This is a genomic window from Loktanella salsilacus, from assembly GCF_024206795.1.
In the GTDB taxonomy this organism is placed as follows: Bacteria; Pseudomonadota; Alphaproteobacteria; order Rhodobacterales; family Rhodobacteraceae; genus Loktanella; species Loktanella salsilacus.
This window is the reverse complement of sequence record NZ_CP072994.1, coordinates 3000244-3012542: the sequence shown is the minus strand read 5'-3', so window position 1 is coordinate 3012542 and position 12299 is coordinate 3000244. Positions and strand designations below refer to the sequence as shown.

Genomic DNA, 12299 nt, shown 5'->3' with positions numbered 1-12299 from the left:
AGGGCGCAATATGCACCGTCTAATTGAACGCGGTCTGATGTTCGGGAACCTGTTCCGGGTCGACAGCCCGCCGCTGGTGGCGCGCTATAACCGGGCGTTGCAGGCGTTGACGGGCAAGCAGACGGCGCTGGCCGAGTTCCATATCGATATCTCGGGCTTTAGTCCCGAGATTGGCGAGGAGCTAAGCGATCCGGCCTACCTGAACCCGCGCGGCGTGAACCGGCAGTTTATCTTGCTCAGCACCAATCAGGTCAGCGCACCGCTACTGGACGCCACGTTTTCCCACAGCCGCACGATCCTGCGGCAGTTCATCATGGAAAACAAAGCGGCCCTGTTTACCCTGACCGCCAAGGATGCCGTGGCGGGCGAGTTGCTGAATTCCGTCCACAGCGCCGATACCCCGGCGCGACTGTTCAATATCCGCCGCATCACGGTCGAGGCCGATACCACCGCTGGCACTATTGAGGCGTCGGACAAACTGGGCGCGATGATTGACGATTTTACAGCCCGCTCAGATGGCTGGTACGATGATGTGCTGATCGCCAAGATGATCGATCTGGCCAAGGACACGGGCGATGTGACCCGCAACCCTGTGCGCCTGAAGCACATGACATTCGAGACACCGGATTTCTGGACCGCGCTATTTGGCGGGCTTTATGTGTTTCGCAGTGTCGATCATCCCGCCGTGATCGCCATGGGGGACGTGGATGCCTTGGGCGAATTGCCCGTGTCCCCGGTGATTGGACTGCAAGCGCGGGGCGATATCGCGACGTTTTTCAAGTTGAACGATCTGGTAGAGCCGGTGGCGCAGTCCAAAAGCCCGCAGGTCGCGGATATTCTGCGGCGCAAAATGGACTTTATGGTTGCTGACATCGCATCAAAGCTGGGCGGCGACTTGGCGCAAACCTCGCCTCGGCAAATGCGGCAACTGGCCCGGCAACATGCAGACGCGCTGCCAGAGGCGTGGCATACGCTGGCTGCGCTGGTGCGCTGGGCCGAAGATGGCGCGCCTTGGCCGCGGATCACCAGCGACGATGCGGGCTATTTCTATACCCTGCGCGCGCGGCCCGGACGCCATGCTGATTTAGTGAATATGCTGTTGTCAGAACTGGCCCCGCTAGATGCACGGCAGTTGTTCATCTGTCACAAACAGGCGTTTTACGCGGCTTATGCCACCTGGCCGGACGCAAAACGTGAATTTGTGGTAGAGATGCTGTCAAAGGAATATCTGGCGGACAAGGTCGGCACCCGTGACGCTTTGTTCGGCGCCATGCCGCATGTACCGCAAACACCGCCGCCCCTGCCCAAGCGGCGCGGCCCCTGGGGATAACGCGACACGATGATTACGTTTTTCAAACTGGTTTTCTTTGGTCTGGTCGGGCTCAGCATCATTTACCTGTCCCTATCAGTCTATTCCGCATCCTTGCGGCGCGAGCGGCTGGAAAAGGACTATGACGCTGATCCTGTGCCCGGGCAAAGCCGCGATGACTATGTCGAAACCGGCATGGCGGCCTATCGCACCAGTCTGCGGCCAAAGCTGCTTGTGCTGGTCTATGTTGTGCCTGTGGCGATCTGGGGCGGCATCGTCTATGTGATCAATACGAACTGACCCATCGCAGGAGAGACTCTGATGCGCATTTTGGCTTTCCTGTTGCGGCTGATGCCGATCCTCGCTGTCGGCGTCGTGTTGCACTATGTGCTGCCGCAGCATGACATCGTCCGGATCGTGAATACCTATCAAGAACGGCAGGACCTTAACGACTGGACGCGGATTTTCTGGTCTGACCCAAGCCCGCAGTCCGCGACGCTGGTCAACAGGGACGTGCAATTCATTCAAGCCGTGCGCAAAGAGACGTTTCTGCTAGGCTTCGTCCCGCGCGACACGACCGAGGTGATGGTCTATCGTAATGAGGATACGGGCTGGGGTTGGCCGTTCTACTTTAAGTTCGACACGGCAAGCCTGCAGACGGAAGCTGACGATCTGCGCTCTACCCCCGAAAGCCCGAAATGGGCGGTCGTGACGCACTATGGTTGGCGCAACGGCTACTTGTCGGCCTTTCCGAATGCGATTGCGATCCGCCCTGTATCCAGCCCGGACGAGACGATCATCCCATGGTTCAATATCGCGTTCTTTGTGATCGTGATTTTCTTGATCGGCATGGTGCGGGCGATGTGGTTCCAGTTCCGCGAACGGATGATCGATCCGGCGATGGACGCCGCAGGTGATCGTCTGGATATCGCGCAGGCAAACATGGATGCCCGCCGGTCAAAGATGCGGCGTTGGTTCGACAGCTGGAAGCCTAAAGACCGCCGCTGATCAACCGCAGCGACGGGGGGCCAGCCCCCCGTCGCTGCGCGACGCCCCCCGAGATATTTTTAACCAGAAGAAGGGAGCGACCCTTCCTCTGGTCTTTTGTCTAGGCCCCGTAGGGGATCCAGATATTCTTGACCTCTGTCGCGTGCGGCAGGATCGCTTTGGTGTTGTCGCGGCTCCAGTCCAGCGCACCGCACCAGGTGCGTTTCAGGTTACCTGCGGCAGCCACTTCGATGCCTTTTGCAAGCGCTGGATCGGCAAAGGACCAGACGGCGTCGATATCCATATGCCGCGCCATGGGATCTGCCAGATCGCCATGATCACCCGTCAGGATGTTCACCACACCACCCGGCAAGTCGGACGTGTCCAGCACTTGGTACAGATCCGTCGCAATCAGCGGAAACGGCTGAGAGGCGGCAAGGATCACGCGGTTACCCATCGCAATCGCGGGTGCCATTGCACTGATAAGGCCAAGCAACGGGGCGTCATCGGGGCAAAGGATGCCGATGGTGCCAACAGGTTCCTTCATCGCCAACGCGACGCCGCGGATCGGCACGTCGTGCACTTGGCCATCGTATTTATCGGCCCAAGCCGCTGCGCTGAACAGACGGCTGATGCTGGCCTCGACCTCTGCTGTGCCGTCGCTTCCGGTCAGCGATTTCAAACGCGTCGCAAACTCGGTGGCACGGGCGGACAGGTTTTCCGCCATGTAATACAGGATCTGCGCGCGCAGATGCCCGCTGGACTTGGCCCAGCCCTTAGCGGCATTGCACGCCTCGACCGCGTTACGCAGGTCTTTGCGGCTGGCAAGGCTGGTGTGACCGAGCAGTGCGCCTTTGGGGCCGTAGACCGCGCGGGAGTAGCCGCTGTCAGGCCGCGCCTGCTTGCCGCCGATATACAGCTTGGCGGTGCGATCCAGCCCGCCTGCACCGCCGTCGCCAGTATGTGCTGCGATGCTGCGCGTTTTGGCTGGGGCTGCAACTGGCTTGGTATAGCCTGTCAGCCCTTCCCAGCCGCCTTCGCGGCCAAAGCCGCTTTCGCGCACGCCGCCAAAGCCTGCTGCGGCGTCCATCATATTGGTGCCGTTGACCCATACGATCCCGGCGACCAGCTTTGGCGCGACGTCGAGCGCCAGATTGATGTTTTCCGACCAGACCGAAGCCGCAAGGCCATAGCGTGTGGAATTGGCGATCTCGACCGCCTCGACCGGGGTGCGGAAGGTTGTCGCGACCAGCACTGGGCCGAAAATCTCTTGCTGCATCAGCGGCGACGCCGGGGCGAGGCCGGTGATCAGCGTGGGTGGGAAATAGCAGCCATCCGGGGCGGTGGTCTGGAACGTCTCACCCTCTGGGTGGGCCGCCAGCATATCGCGGATGCGCGCCTGTTGGCGCGGGTGGACGATTGCACCGATGTCGATGCACTTATCCAGCGGATCACCAATGCGCAGGCCGCTCATGCGGGCCTTTAGCTTGGTGTAGAAGACATCTGCGATACCTTCTTGAACCAGTAGACGAGAGCCAGCGCAGCACACTTGGCCCTGATTGAACCAGATCGCATCAACGACGCCCTCTACGGCGCTGTCGATATCTGCGTCCTCGAACACGATGTACGGGCCCTTGCCGCCCAGCTCCAGGCTCAGCGCCTTGCCGGTGCCAGCGGTCAGTTCGCGGATGCGGCGGCCGACGCCGGTCGATCCGGTAAAGGCGACTTTGTCTACGTCAGCGGTGACGATCATCTCGCCGACTTCGCCATCGCCCGTCACGATGTTCACAACGCCCGGCGGTACGCCAGCTTGATTGCAGATGTCTGCGAACAGCAAGGCGGTCAGCGGCGTCCATTCGGCAGGTTTCAACACAACCGTGTTGCCCATCGCTAAGGCTGGCGCAATTTTCCACGCCAGCATGAGCAGGGGGAAATTCCACGGGATGACCTGACCGCACACGCCAAGCGCCTGCCGGTCCGGCAATTCGTCCGCCATGATCTGCGCCATGCCGGCATGGTAATAAAAGTGCCGCACAGCCTGCGGCACGTCGATATCGCGGGATTCGCGGATCGGCTTGCCGTTATCGAGCGTTTCCAGCACGGCAAACAGGCGCGACTGCTTCTGCAAAATGCGGGCCAGCGCATAAAGCACTTTTGCCCGCGCGTGCCCGTCCTTGGCCCAAGCGGGTTGCGCCTTGCGCGCCGCTTTGACAGCCGCGTCCACATCGGCCTGCGTGCCTTGGGTCACCTGCGCCAGCAGGGTATCCGTCGCCGGGTTCATCACGGCAAACAGCGTGCCGGGCGCGGTCCACGCGCCGCCGATGAAGTGACCAAAGTCACCCTTAGACGCAAGCCACGCCAGCGCCTCTTTGCTGCTTTCAGGTGCGGGGCCGTAGTCCATGGTCTCGAAGATCTCCTTGACGGTCATGCGCCCAGTCCTCGCTTTTTTAAAAATACTCAAAAACCGGCTTTAGCCGATCGCGTGACGCCAGCTGGCAGAATAACTGCCGGTGACGTGGTGTTCCAATTGCCGTTCGATATCGCCCAGAAGGGACGAGGCACCAAAGCGGAACAGGTCGGGCTGCAGCCAGCGGTCGCCCAGTTCGTCCTTGATCATCGACAGATAAACCAGCGCGTCCTTTGCCTTGGAGATCCCGCCAGCTGGTTTGTAGCCGACGTAAATGCCAGTGCGGTCATGATAATCGCGGATCGCGCGGATCATGGTCAGGGTCACCGGCAATGTCGCGTTTACAGGTTCTTTGCCGGTCGACGTCTTGATGAAATCCGCGCCAGCCATCATGCAAACAAGCGAGGCTTTGGCGACATTGCGCAGGGTGCCCAGCTCTCCGGTCGCAAGGATCGCTTTGACGTGGGCATCGCCGCAGGCGGCGCGCATTTCGGCCATTTCGTCATAAAGTGCCTGCCAGTTGCCGGTCAAAACGTGGCGGCGGCTGATGACGATATCAATTTCCGCGGCTCCGGCGGCGACGCTTTCGCCGATCTCGGCGATGCGCAGATGGAATGGCGACAGGCCGGCGGGAAAGCCGGTGGACACTGCGGCAACAGGAATGTCAGAGCCAGTAAGCGCGGCGACGGCGGTTTCGACCATATCGTGATAGACGCAGACGGCACCGGTGGTCAGGCCGGTCATATCCAGCGCTTCCAAAAGATCAGGCGCGACAGGCTGGCGGGCCTTGGCGCACAGGCGCTGCACGCGTCCGGCGCTGTCATCGCCAGAAAGCGTCGTCAGGTCGATCAGGCTGATGGCTTTGCACAGCCACGCGGCCTGATAGTCCTTTTTCACGCTGCGGCGACCGGGCAGGGTCGCGGCGCGGCGTTCAATGGCGGACGTATTGGCCTGCGCCGACATGACCCAGTCCATATCCAAAGGCATGCCCGGATTGCGCGGCAGATGTTCTTTTGTCGTCACGGGGAAAGCTCCTGAGGCGGCGGTGGGGTCTTGTGGCATGTTTTTGACCCTTTGGTCAATTAAGCGCTGGGCTGCACGACGTCACGTTGGAACTGTTGGCGATAGTGCAGCGGGGTCACGCCATGGTGGCTGCGGAACAGCTTATGGAAATGTGACAGGTTCGCAATCCCGACCGCAGCGGCAACCTCGGCCATTGGCTCGCTGTCGCTGGTCAGGGCGCGGGCGGCTTGGGTCATGCGGATGCGGTTGACGTATTGCGTGGGCGACTGGCCCAGCCAACGGCGCATACTGCGTGACACATGAGGGTGGCTTTGCCCGGTGGCGGCAACAAAGGTGGCCGCCCCGCCGCGATAGATCGCAGGATCATGCGCCATGGCGCAGGCGCGGTGAAGCCATGTGGGGGCACCGGTTGGCAGGCCTGTCTCGTGCCGGATCAGGTCGGCCAGCAGGGGCAGCAGAAACGCCTCTGCCGCGAGGCTGTCGCAGGGGCCGCGTTCAAGCAGGCCAGCGGCGTGGTTCAGCGTTACCAACTGCCGACTGTCGCGATGCGTGCGCGCAGGGCCGTGTTCCGCCAGCCAAAAGGGCAGTGGCGGCAGGCGGGCATCAAGACTCTGCACCAGATCGGGGTGAATCGCGATGGACACAGCCAGCGCCGCATCGCCGCGCCCTTGCAGGGCGTGTGGTTGGCCGGGGCGCAGCAGGATCAGCGCGCCTTCGGTCAATGTTTCGACCCCTGAGGGCAGGTGGTGCCTTAAGGTGCCGTTTTGCACCCAAAAGAGTTCAGTGAAATCGTGGGTGTGCAGCGCCTTGGGCCGTGCAGGCGTCAGCAGGGCGCGGGTCAGGTGGATGCTGGTCCCGGGCGGCAGAACGTCATGATGAGTGAGGGTGCGCTGCGTCATGGGATCAAGCTGACATAGTTTTGCATATTTGTGCATCTTTTGTGCCAGCAGGACGCAGCTGTTCGCGGGCAGGGCCGCGAATGCGCCCCGCCCGCTGGCCCATCAGGCCGTCAGCTTTAAAGTTGCGCTGTGACCCAGAAAGGCAAAGCCATTTCCGGGCAGCATCAATGTGCTGTCTGCTAGGGTCGCATGTTGCGGCCCGGTTAACGTCGCCTTTCCTGTCACGGTCAGCGTTTGCGGATCCTTGGACAGGTTAAACACGCAAGTCAGGTGCTGATCCGCCGTGCTGCGGGTAAAGGCCAGCATCGGATCGGGCAGGTCGATCCACGCGGTCTTGCCCCGCGTCATGCAGGGATGTGATTTGCGGAACCCGATCGTTTGCCGGTAAAAATGCAGGACGCTGTCATTTTGCGCCTCTTGCAGATCGACAGAATGGGCGACCTGCGGTGCTTTGACCGGGAGCCATGGTGTGCCAGCGGTGAACCCTGCGTTATCTGCTTTGTGGTCCCAGACCATCGGGGTGCGGCACCCGTCGCGGCCTTTGACGCCCGGCCAGTAGCGGATCGCTTGCAGGTCGGTCAGTTCCTCGAACTTCATCACGGTTTCCAGCTGGCCCAGCTCTTCGCCCTGATAGATGCCGATGGTGCCCTCAAAGCTCATCAGCATGGCGCAGGCGAGCTTAGCAATGGACTCGTCAGATACGGCGTGTTCGGCCCAGCGGGTGACATGGCGCGGCACGTCGTGGTTGGAAAAGGACCATTCCGGCTGCCCGTCGGGGGCACCTTTTTGAAAGCCTTCGATGCAGCCGCGGAAATGCTTGGGGTTAAAGTCAGGCCCAAGCATCGCAAAGCTGTACGCCATATGCAGGCGGCTGCTGCCTTTGGTATATTCGGCCATCAGATCGATGGACCGCTGGCCCATATCACCGACTTCGCCGACCATCATGATGTCGTCGTATTGGTCGCAAAGCGCGCGCAGCTGTTCAAGAAATGCAAGGTTTTCAAGCTGGTTCTTGTTGTGGATGTTGTCCTGCATCCCATACAGATCTGTCGCCATGACCTGCCGCCCGCCCTTGGCCGCGGGGTTAGAGCGCAGATGTTTGTCGTGGAAGTAGTAGTTCACGGTATCAAGGCGGAAACCATCAAGGCCGCGGTCCAGCCAGAACTTGGCTGTGTCCAAAATGGCGTCGACGACGTCAGGGTTGTGAAAGTTCAGGTCAGGCTGCTGCGACAGGAAGTTGTGCAGATAGTACTGACCGCGCACAGCCTCGAATTCCCAAGCGGGGCCACCAAAGTGACTGTGCCAGTTCGTTGGCGGGCTGCCGTCAGGCTTTGGGTCAGCCCAGACGTACCAGTCTGCCTTTGGGTTGGTGCGATCCTTGCGGCTTTCGATAAACCACGGGTGCTGATCAGAGGTGTGGGACAGCACCTGATCGGTGATGACCTTGAGCCCCAGTTCGTGCGCGCGCGCCAGCATCCGGTCGAAATCATCGAGCGTGCCAAAGATCGGGTCGATGTCGGTATAATTCGACACGTCGTAGCCCATATCCGCTTGCGGGCTGGTAAAGATCGGGGACAGCCAGATGCAATCCACCCCAAGGCTGGCGATATGCTCTAACCGCTGGGTAATCCCGTTCAGATCGCCGACCCCGTCACCCGTGCTGTCTTGAAAGGATCGCGGATAGATCTGATAGATCACCGCGTCACGCCACCATTCCCGCATCATATCGCTCCGCTTATTGTTGCGGTGAGCTTAGCAGTGACTTTGCAAAGTGTAAGGCGCAGCGCCGGGAAAAGCGTGTGCGAGGGCAAAAAAATCAGTCGAATATCTGCGAAATGGTGGCGCGTGCTTGACCTTGATGCGCGATGCGGGTGGTGTTGAGGGCAGGCGGCGGCGGGCGCGCAACGGTAAAAGGATATGTGCGATGGCGATTACACCGGTCTCTGAAATGGTCGCCGCAGCGCGGGCGCGGATCGAAGAATTGGATACGGCCGCTGTCATGGCGCTGCTGGATGACCCTGACGTTGTCATCGTCGATATCCGCGACGTGCGCGAGCGCAAGAATGGCTATATCCCCGGCAGCATCCATGCCCCGCGCGGGATGATTGAATTCTGGGTCGATCCGGCCAGCCCCTATCACAAGCCGGTTTTTGCCCAAGACAAGCGGTTCATCCTGCATTGCGCCAGCGGCTGGCGGTCTGCCTTAACCGTGGCGGCGCTGAACGACATGGGCTTTGCGGCCGCCCATCTGCGGGACGGATTTAGCGACTGGACAGCCCAAAGCGGCCCGGTCGAGGTGCCCGCGCCGCGGGATTGATCCGGCAGCGGTGGTCGCCTAAGCAGGCGCTGTATTCAAGGGAGGCATTTCATGCGCGTTCTGGTCACCGGCGGTGCCGGTTATATCGGCAGTCATACGCTTGTCGAATTGCTAGGGCAGGCGCATGAAGTCTGTGTGCTCGACAACTACGACAACTCTAGCCCTGTCGTGCTGGACCGGGTGCGCAAGCTGACCAATGGCACGGTGACTGCAGTCGAAGGCGACGTGCGCCATGACGCGACCCTGAACGCAGTGATGGCTGATTTTCGCCCTGATGCGGTGATCCACTTTGCCGGGCTCAAGGCCGTTGGCGACAGCATGAAAGACCCACTTGGCTATTACGATGTCAATGTGAATGGCACCATTGCGCTGCTGCGCGCGATGGATGCGGCGGGCTGCAAGCGGATCATCTTTTCGTCGTCCGCCACGGTTTATGGCGAGCCAGTCTATTTGCCGTATGACGAGGCGCACCCGCTGAACCCGACCTCTGTCTATGGTCGCACCAAGATGATTGCAGAGCAGATCCTGACCGATTGGGCTGTGGCCAAGGATGGCTCGGCGGTGCTGCTGCGCTACTTCAATCCGGTTGGTGCCCATGCCTCTGCCACGCTGGGCGAGGATCCATCGGACGTGCCGAACAACCTGATGCCCTATATCGCGCAGGTTGCGGTGGGGCAGCGGGCTCATCTGAACGTCTTTGGCGATGATTACGATACGCCTGACGGCACGGGACAGCGTGATTATATCCACGTTGTCGATCTGGCACGGGCCCATGTTGCCGCCGTCGATTACGTGGCAAATCATAGCGGCGCGCGGGCGTTCAACATCGGCACCGGACAGCCCTATAGCGTGCAGCAGATGGTAGAGGCGTTCCGCAAAGCCTCTGGCCATGCGATCCCCGTTGTCATCGCGCCGCGCCGTGCAGGCGATATTGCGGCGATGCAGGCGGATTCGACGCGTGCGCATGCCGAACTTGGTTGGTCCGCGACCCATACGCTGGATGACATGGCGGCTAGCACATGGGCTTGGCAGTCTGGTAATCCCCACGGATTTCGCGGAACCTATGACTGACGTCATTGGCGATTCTGGGGCAATTCTGGCAACCCGCCGGAACCAAATCATCTGCTGCGCTGTTTTGTCTACAATGACATGAACGCCGAATGAGGAGCCCGTAATCGCGCCTCCTTCGGCCCAGCCGGAGAGATTGCAATGACGGATATCAAGAACACGGTGGACGCCGCTGCGCGTGACGCAAAGTCCGCAGCCCATGACGCAAGCGCCGAGGCGAAAAGCGTCGTAAATGACGTGGCAGAGCAGGCCAAGTCGGTCGCTCATGATGCCAAAGAGACCATTAAATCCGAAGTCAGCGCCCGCGCGGACGCAGCCAAAGGTGCCGCCGCGCAAGAGGTGAACAACGTCGCCTCTGCCCTGCGTAAGGCTGCGAACGAAAGCCGCACGGGCAGCCCGCAGGAACGCACGTTTGGCCAGATTGCCGATACGCTGGCGGATGCGTCTGATGCGATCAGCAACAAGGATCTGGGCACAGCGCTTAGCGACGTTGGCCACTTTGCCCGCCGCAACCCGCTTGTTTTTCTGGCTGGTGCTGCATTGGCCGGTTTCGCGGTTAGCCGCTTTGCCAAAGCGTCAGAGCGCAATGGCGCGGCTACTTCGCAGCCCGATTATCACGGCAGCGACGATTTCATGCCGCCGCGCCACGGCAATGCTGACACAGACGGTCGGGGCTGAACATGGAGTCCCATGACCCCCGTAGCACCGGTTCACTGCTGAACGATGTGCTAAGCAGCGTCGGCAATTTGCTGCGCCAAGAGGTCGATCTGGCGCGTGCCGAGGTTGACCAGAACCTGAAACGTGCAGGCGCGGCGCTGGGCCTTTTGGTCGTCGCTGTGATCCTTGCCTTCATCGGCTTGTCCGTGCTGTCCACGGCTGTGATCTCTGCGCTTGTTCTGGCCGGGATCAGCCAGCTTTGGGCCACCGTCTTGGTGGGCCTCGTTGTCCTGCTGATCGCCATCATTTTGGTGATCGTGGGCGTTAAGCGGCTGAAGCTGTCCAGCATCGCGCCGACCCGCACAGCCCGCAGCCTAAAGGCCGACGCGCAGATGATGAAAGAGGCCTATAATGACCGCTGATACGCGTAAACCGGCAGAGATCGAGGCTGAGATCGCGCTAGAGCGCGCGCGGCTTGGACGTGATCTGGATGTCCTGCAAAACCGTTTGACCGTTGATGGTCTGATGGAAGAAGTAAAGCTGCAGGTGCGCGGCCAGATCGACGAAGTTACCGCCCAACTGCGTGGCCAAGTCGGCATCGTGACACGTGACGTTTCGGTTGTGATGCGCGATCAAATCGCAACCGCCAGCGAAACGGTCAGCCGGACGGCGCAGAAAAACCCTTGGCCGTTTGCGGTCATCGGTCTGGGCCTTGCTTGGCTGGCGATTAGCGCTGTGACGCCTGAACGCGCGCCGCGCAGTAAAAAGCCGCGGATCGGTATGGCTCCGGTCAAACCCGCGACCCGTCCAGAAGTGCATCACTATGACAGCAGCCCGGCCGATATGGCTGCGGCCCAGTTGGAAGAGGACGCCGACGTCTGGGCCGACCAGGCGCTGTCTGCGCAGGCACGCCCTGTGCCAGCTTATGATTCTGATCCGCTGTGGGCCCGTGATGATCAGGACCCGAACCCGCGCCGTCGTTGAACATTTATGCAGGTTAAAGGCCTGTAACCCGTAAAGGAAAATCCCATGAGCAATACTGCAAAAGACATGCTGAACAGCGCTAGCGATACGGCGCAAAAGTTGGCCCACGATGCAAACGACACGATGCACCGGGTCGGTCATGACGTTAGCGCCGAAGCGCGCCGCCTGCGCGACCGCCTGTCCGAAGGGACCGAAGGTCTGTCAGAAGCCGCGCGTGAACGCGTCGTTGCCGCCCGTCACCGTGCCGTTGAGGCGCGCCGCCAGGCCAGCAGCGCCGTGTCGAACGGCCGCGACTCTGCCGGTGATTTGTTTGACCGCCAGCCACTGGTGATCGGTGCTTTGGCCTTTGCCGTCGGTGCTGCGGTTGCGGCCCTGCTGCCAAAGACCCGAACCGAAGACAGCTATTTGGGTGCGCGCCGCGATGCCCTGATGGACGAAGCAGAGCGCGTGTATCACGAGGAACGCGCCCGCGCAGAACGCGCCATCGCTGCCGCCCGGTCAGAGTTAGAGACCGCCGCGCAAGAGGCTGCAGGTTCGGCCAAGGCCGCGTTGAAAGACGCCGCATCGCAGGCCGAAGATAAAGTTCGCAAAACGGTGGATGATGTCGCCGACAAAGCTGCAAAAGCTGCTGATAAATAAGCGAAAGAT

Annotated in this window: 13 protein-coding genes; 9 read left to right on the top strand and 4 right to left on the bottom strand. The window is 60.8% G+C overall.

What is annotated here, in order from left to right:
* Positions 1-10: 10 nt before the first annotated feature.
* Genes KBW81_RS14540 through KBW81_RS14530 form a run of 3 tightly spaced genes read left to right on the top strand, consistent with a single transcriptional unit; the run spans position 11 to position 2317 of the window.
* Positions 11-1330 (top strand): DUF6638 family protein, encoded by a 1320-nt coding sequence (locus tag KBW81_RS14540; RefSeq protein WP_254247658.1) that lies wholly within the window; start codon positions 11-13, stop codon positions 1328-1330.
* 9 nt (positions 1331-1339) lie between these two features.
* Complete coding sequence (locus KBW81_RS14535) at positions 1340-1609, top strand: hypothetical protein (RefSeq protein ID WP_245754134.1); 270 nt, start codon at positions 1340-1342, stop codon at positions 1607-1609.
* Positions 1610-1630: 21 nt separating this feature from the next.
* Positions 1631-2317, top strand: a complete 687-nt coding sequence (locus KBW81_RS14530) for a DUF1523 family protein (protein ID WP_254247657.1) — start codon at positions 1631-1633, stop codon at positions 2315-2317.
* 100 nt (positions 2318-2417) lie between these two features.
* Here KBW81_RS14530 and KBW81_RS14525 read toward each other — a convergent pair whose 3' ends face one another.
* The 4 genes from KBW81_RS14525 to KBW81_RS14510 form a co-directional block, all read right to left on the bottom strand.
* On the bottom strand, positions 2418-4724 hold the full coding sequence (locus KBW81_RS14525; protein ID WP_254247656.1) for an aldehyde dehydrogenase family protein: 2307 nt from the start codon (positions 4722-4724) through the stop codon (positions 2418-2420).
* Positions 4725-4766: 42 nt separating this feature from the next.
* On the bottom strand, positions 4767-5765 hold the full coding sequence (gene deoC, locus KBW81_RS14520; protein ID WP_254247655.1) for a deoxyribose-phosphate aldolase: 999 nt from the start codon (positions 5763-5765) through the stop codon (positions 4767-4769).
* Between the two features lie 20 nt (positions 5766-5785).
* Positions 5786-6625: an AraC family transcriptional regulator gene (locus KBW81_RS14515; RefSeq protein ID WP_254247654.1), complete on the bottom strand. Its 840-nt coding sequence runs from the start codon at positions 6623-6625 to the stop codon at positions 5786-5788.
* Between the two features lie 102 nt (positions 6626-6727).
* Positions 6728-8347, bottom strand: coding sequence for an alpha-glucosidase (locus tag KBW81_RS14510; RefSeq protein WP_254249075.1), 1620 nt, complete (start codon positions 8345-8347; stop codon positions 6728-6730).
* A 202-nt stretch (positions 8348-8549) separates the two neighbouring features.
* Between KBW81_RS14510 and KBW81_RS14505 the strand changes: the two genes are divergently transcribed.
* The 6 genes from KBW81_RS14505 to KBW81_RS14480 all read left to right on the top strand — a co-directional run bounded on the left by KBW81_RS14505 (position 8550) and on the right by KBW81_RS14480 (position 12290).
* The gene (locus KBW81_RS14505; protein ID WP_254247653.1) at positions 8550-8942 is read left to right on the top strand and encodes a rhodanese-like domain-containing protein; all 393 of its coding nucleotides are present in this window, start codon (positions 8550-8552) and stop codon (positions 8940-8942) included.
* A gap of 51 nt (positions 8943-8993) precedes the next feature.
* The gene (gene galE / locus KBW81_RS14500) at positions 8994-10013 is read left to right on the top strand and encodes a UDP-glucose 4-epimerase GalE (protein WP_254247652.1); all 1020 of its coding nucleotides are present in this window, start codon (positions 8994-8996) and stop codon (positions 10011-10013) included.
* Positions 10014-10151: 138 nt separating this feature from the next.
* Positions 10152-10688 (top strand): hypothetical protein, encoded by a 537-nt coding sequence (locus tag KBW81_RS14495; RefSeq protein ID WP_254247651.1) that lies wholly within the window; start codon positions 10152-10154, stop codon positions 10686-10688.
* Positions 10689-10690: 2 nt separating this feature from the next.
* Positions 10691-11089 (top strand): phage holin family protein, encoded by a 399-nt coding sequence (locus KBW81_RS14490; RefSeq protein ID WP_090186393.1) that lies wholly within the window; start codon positions 10691-10693, stop codon positions 11087-11089.
* A complete protein-coding gene (locus KBW81_RS14485; protein WP_254247650.1) occupies positions 11079-11651 on the top strand; it encodes a DUF3618 domain-containing protein in 573 nt (190 codons plus the stop codon). The genes KBW81_RS14490 and KBW81_RS14485 overlap by 11 nt, the downstream gene beginning before the upstream one ends.
* Positions 11652-11696: 45 nt before the next feature.
* Positions 11697-12290 (top strand): hypothetical protein, encoded by a 594-nt coding sequence (locus KBW81_RS14480; protein WP_090186399.1) that lies wholly within the window; start codon positions 11697-11699, stop codon positions 12288-12290.
* Positions 12291-12299: the final 9 nt, after the last annotated feature.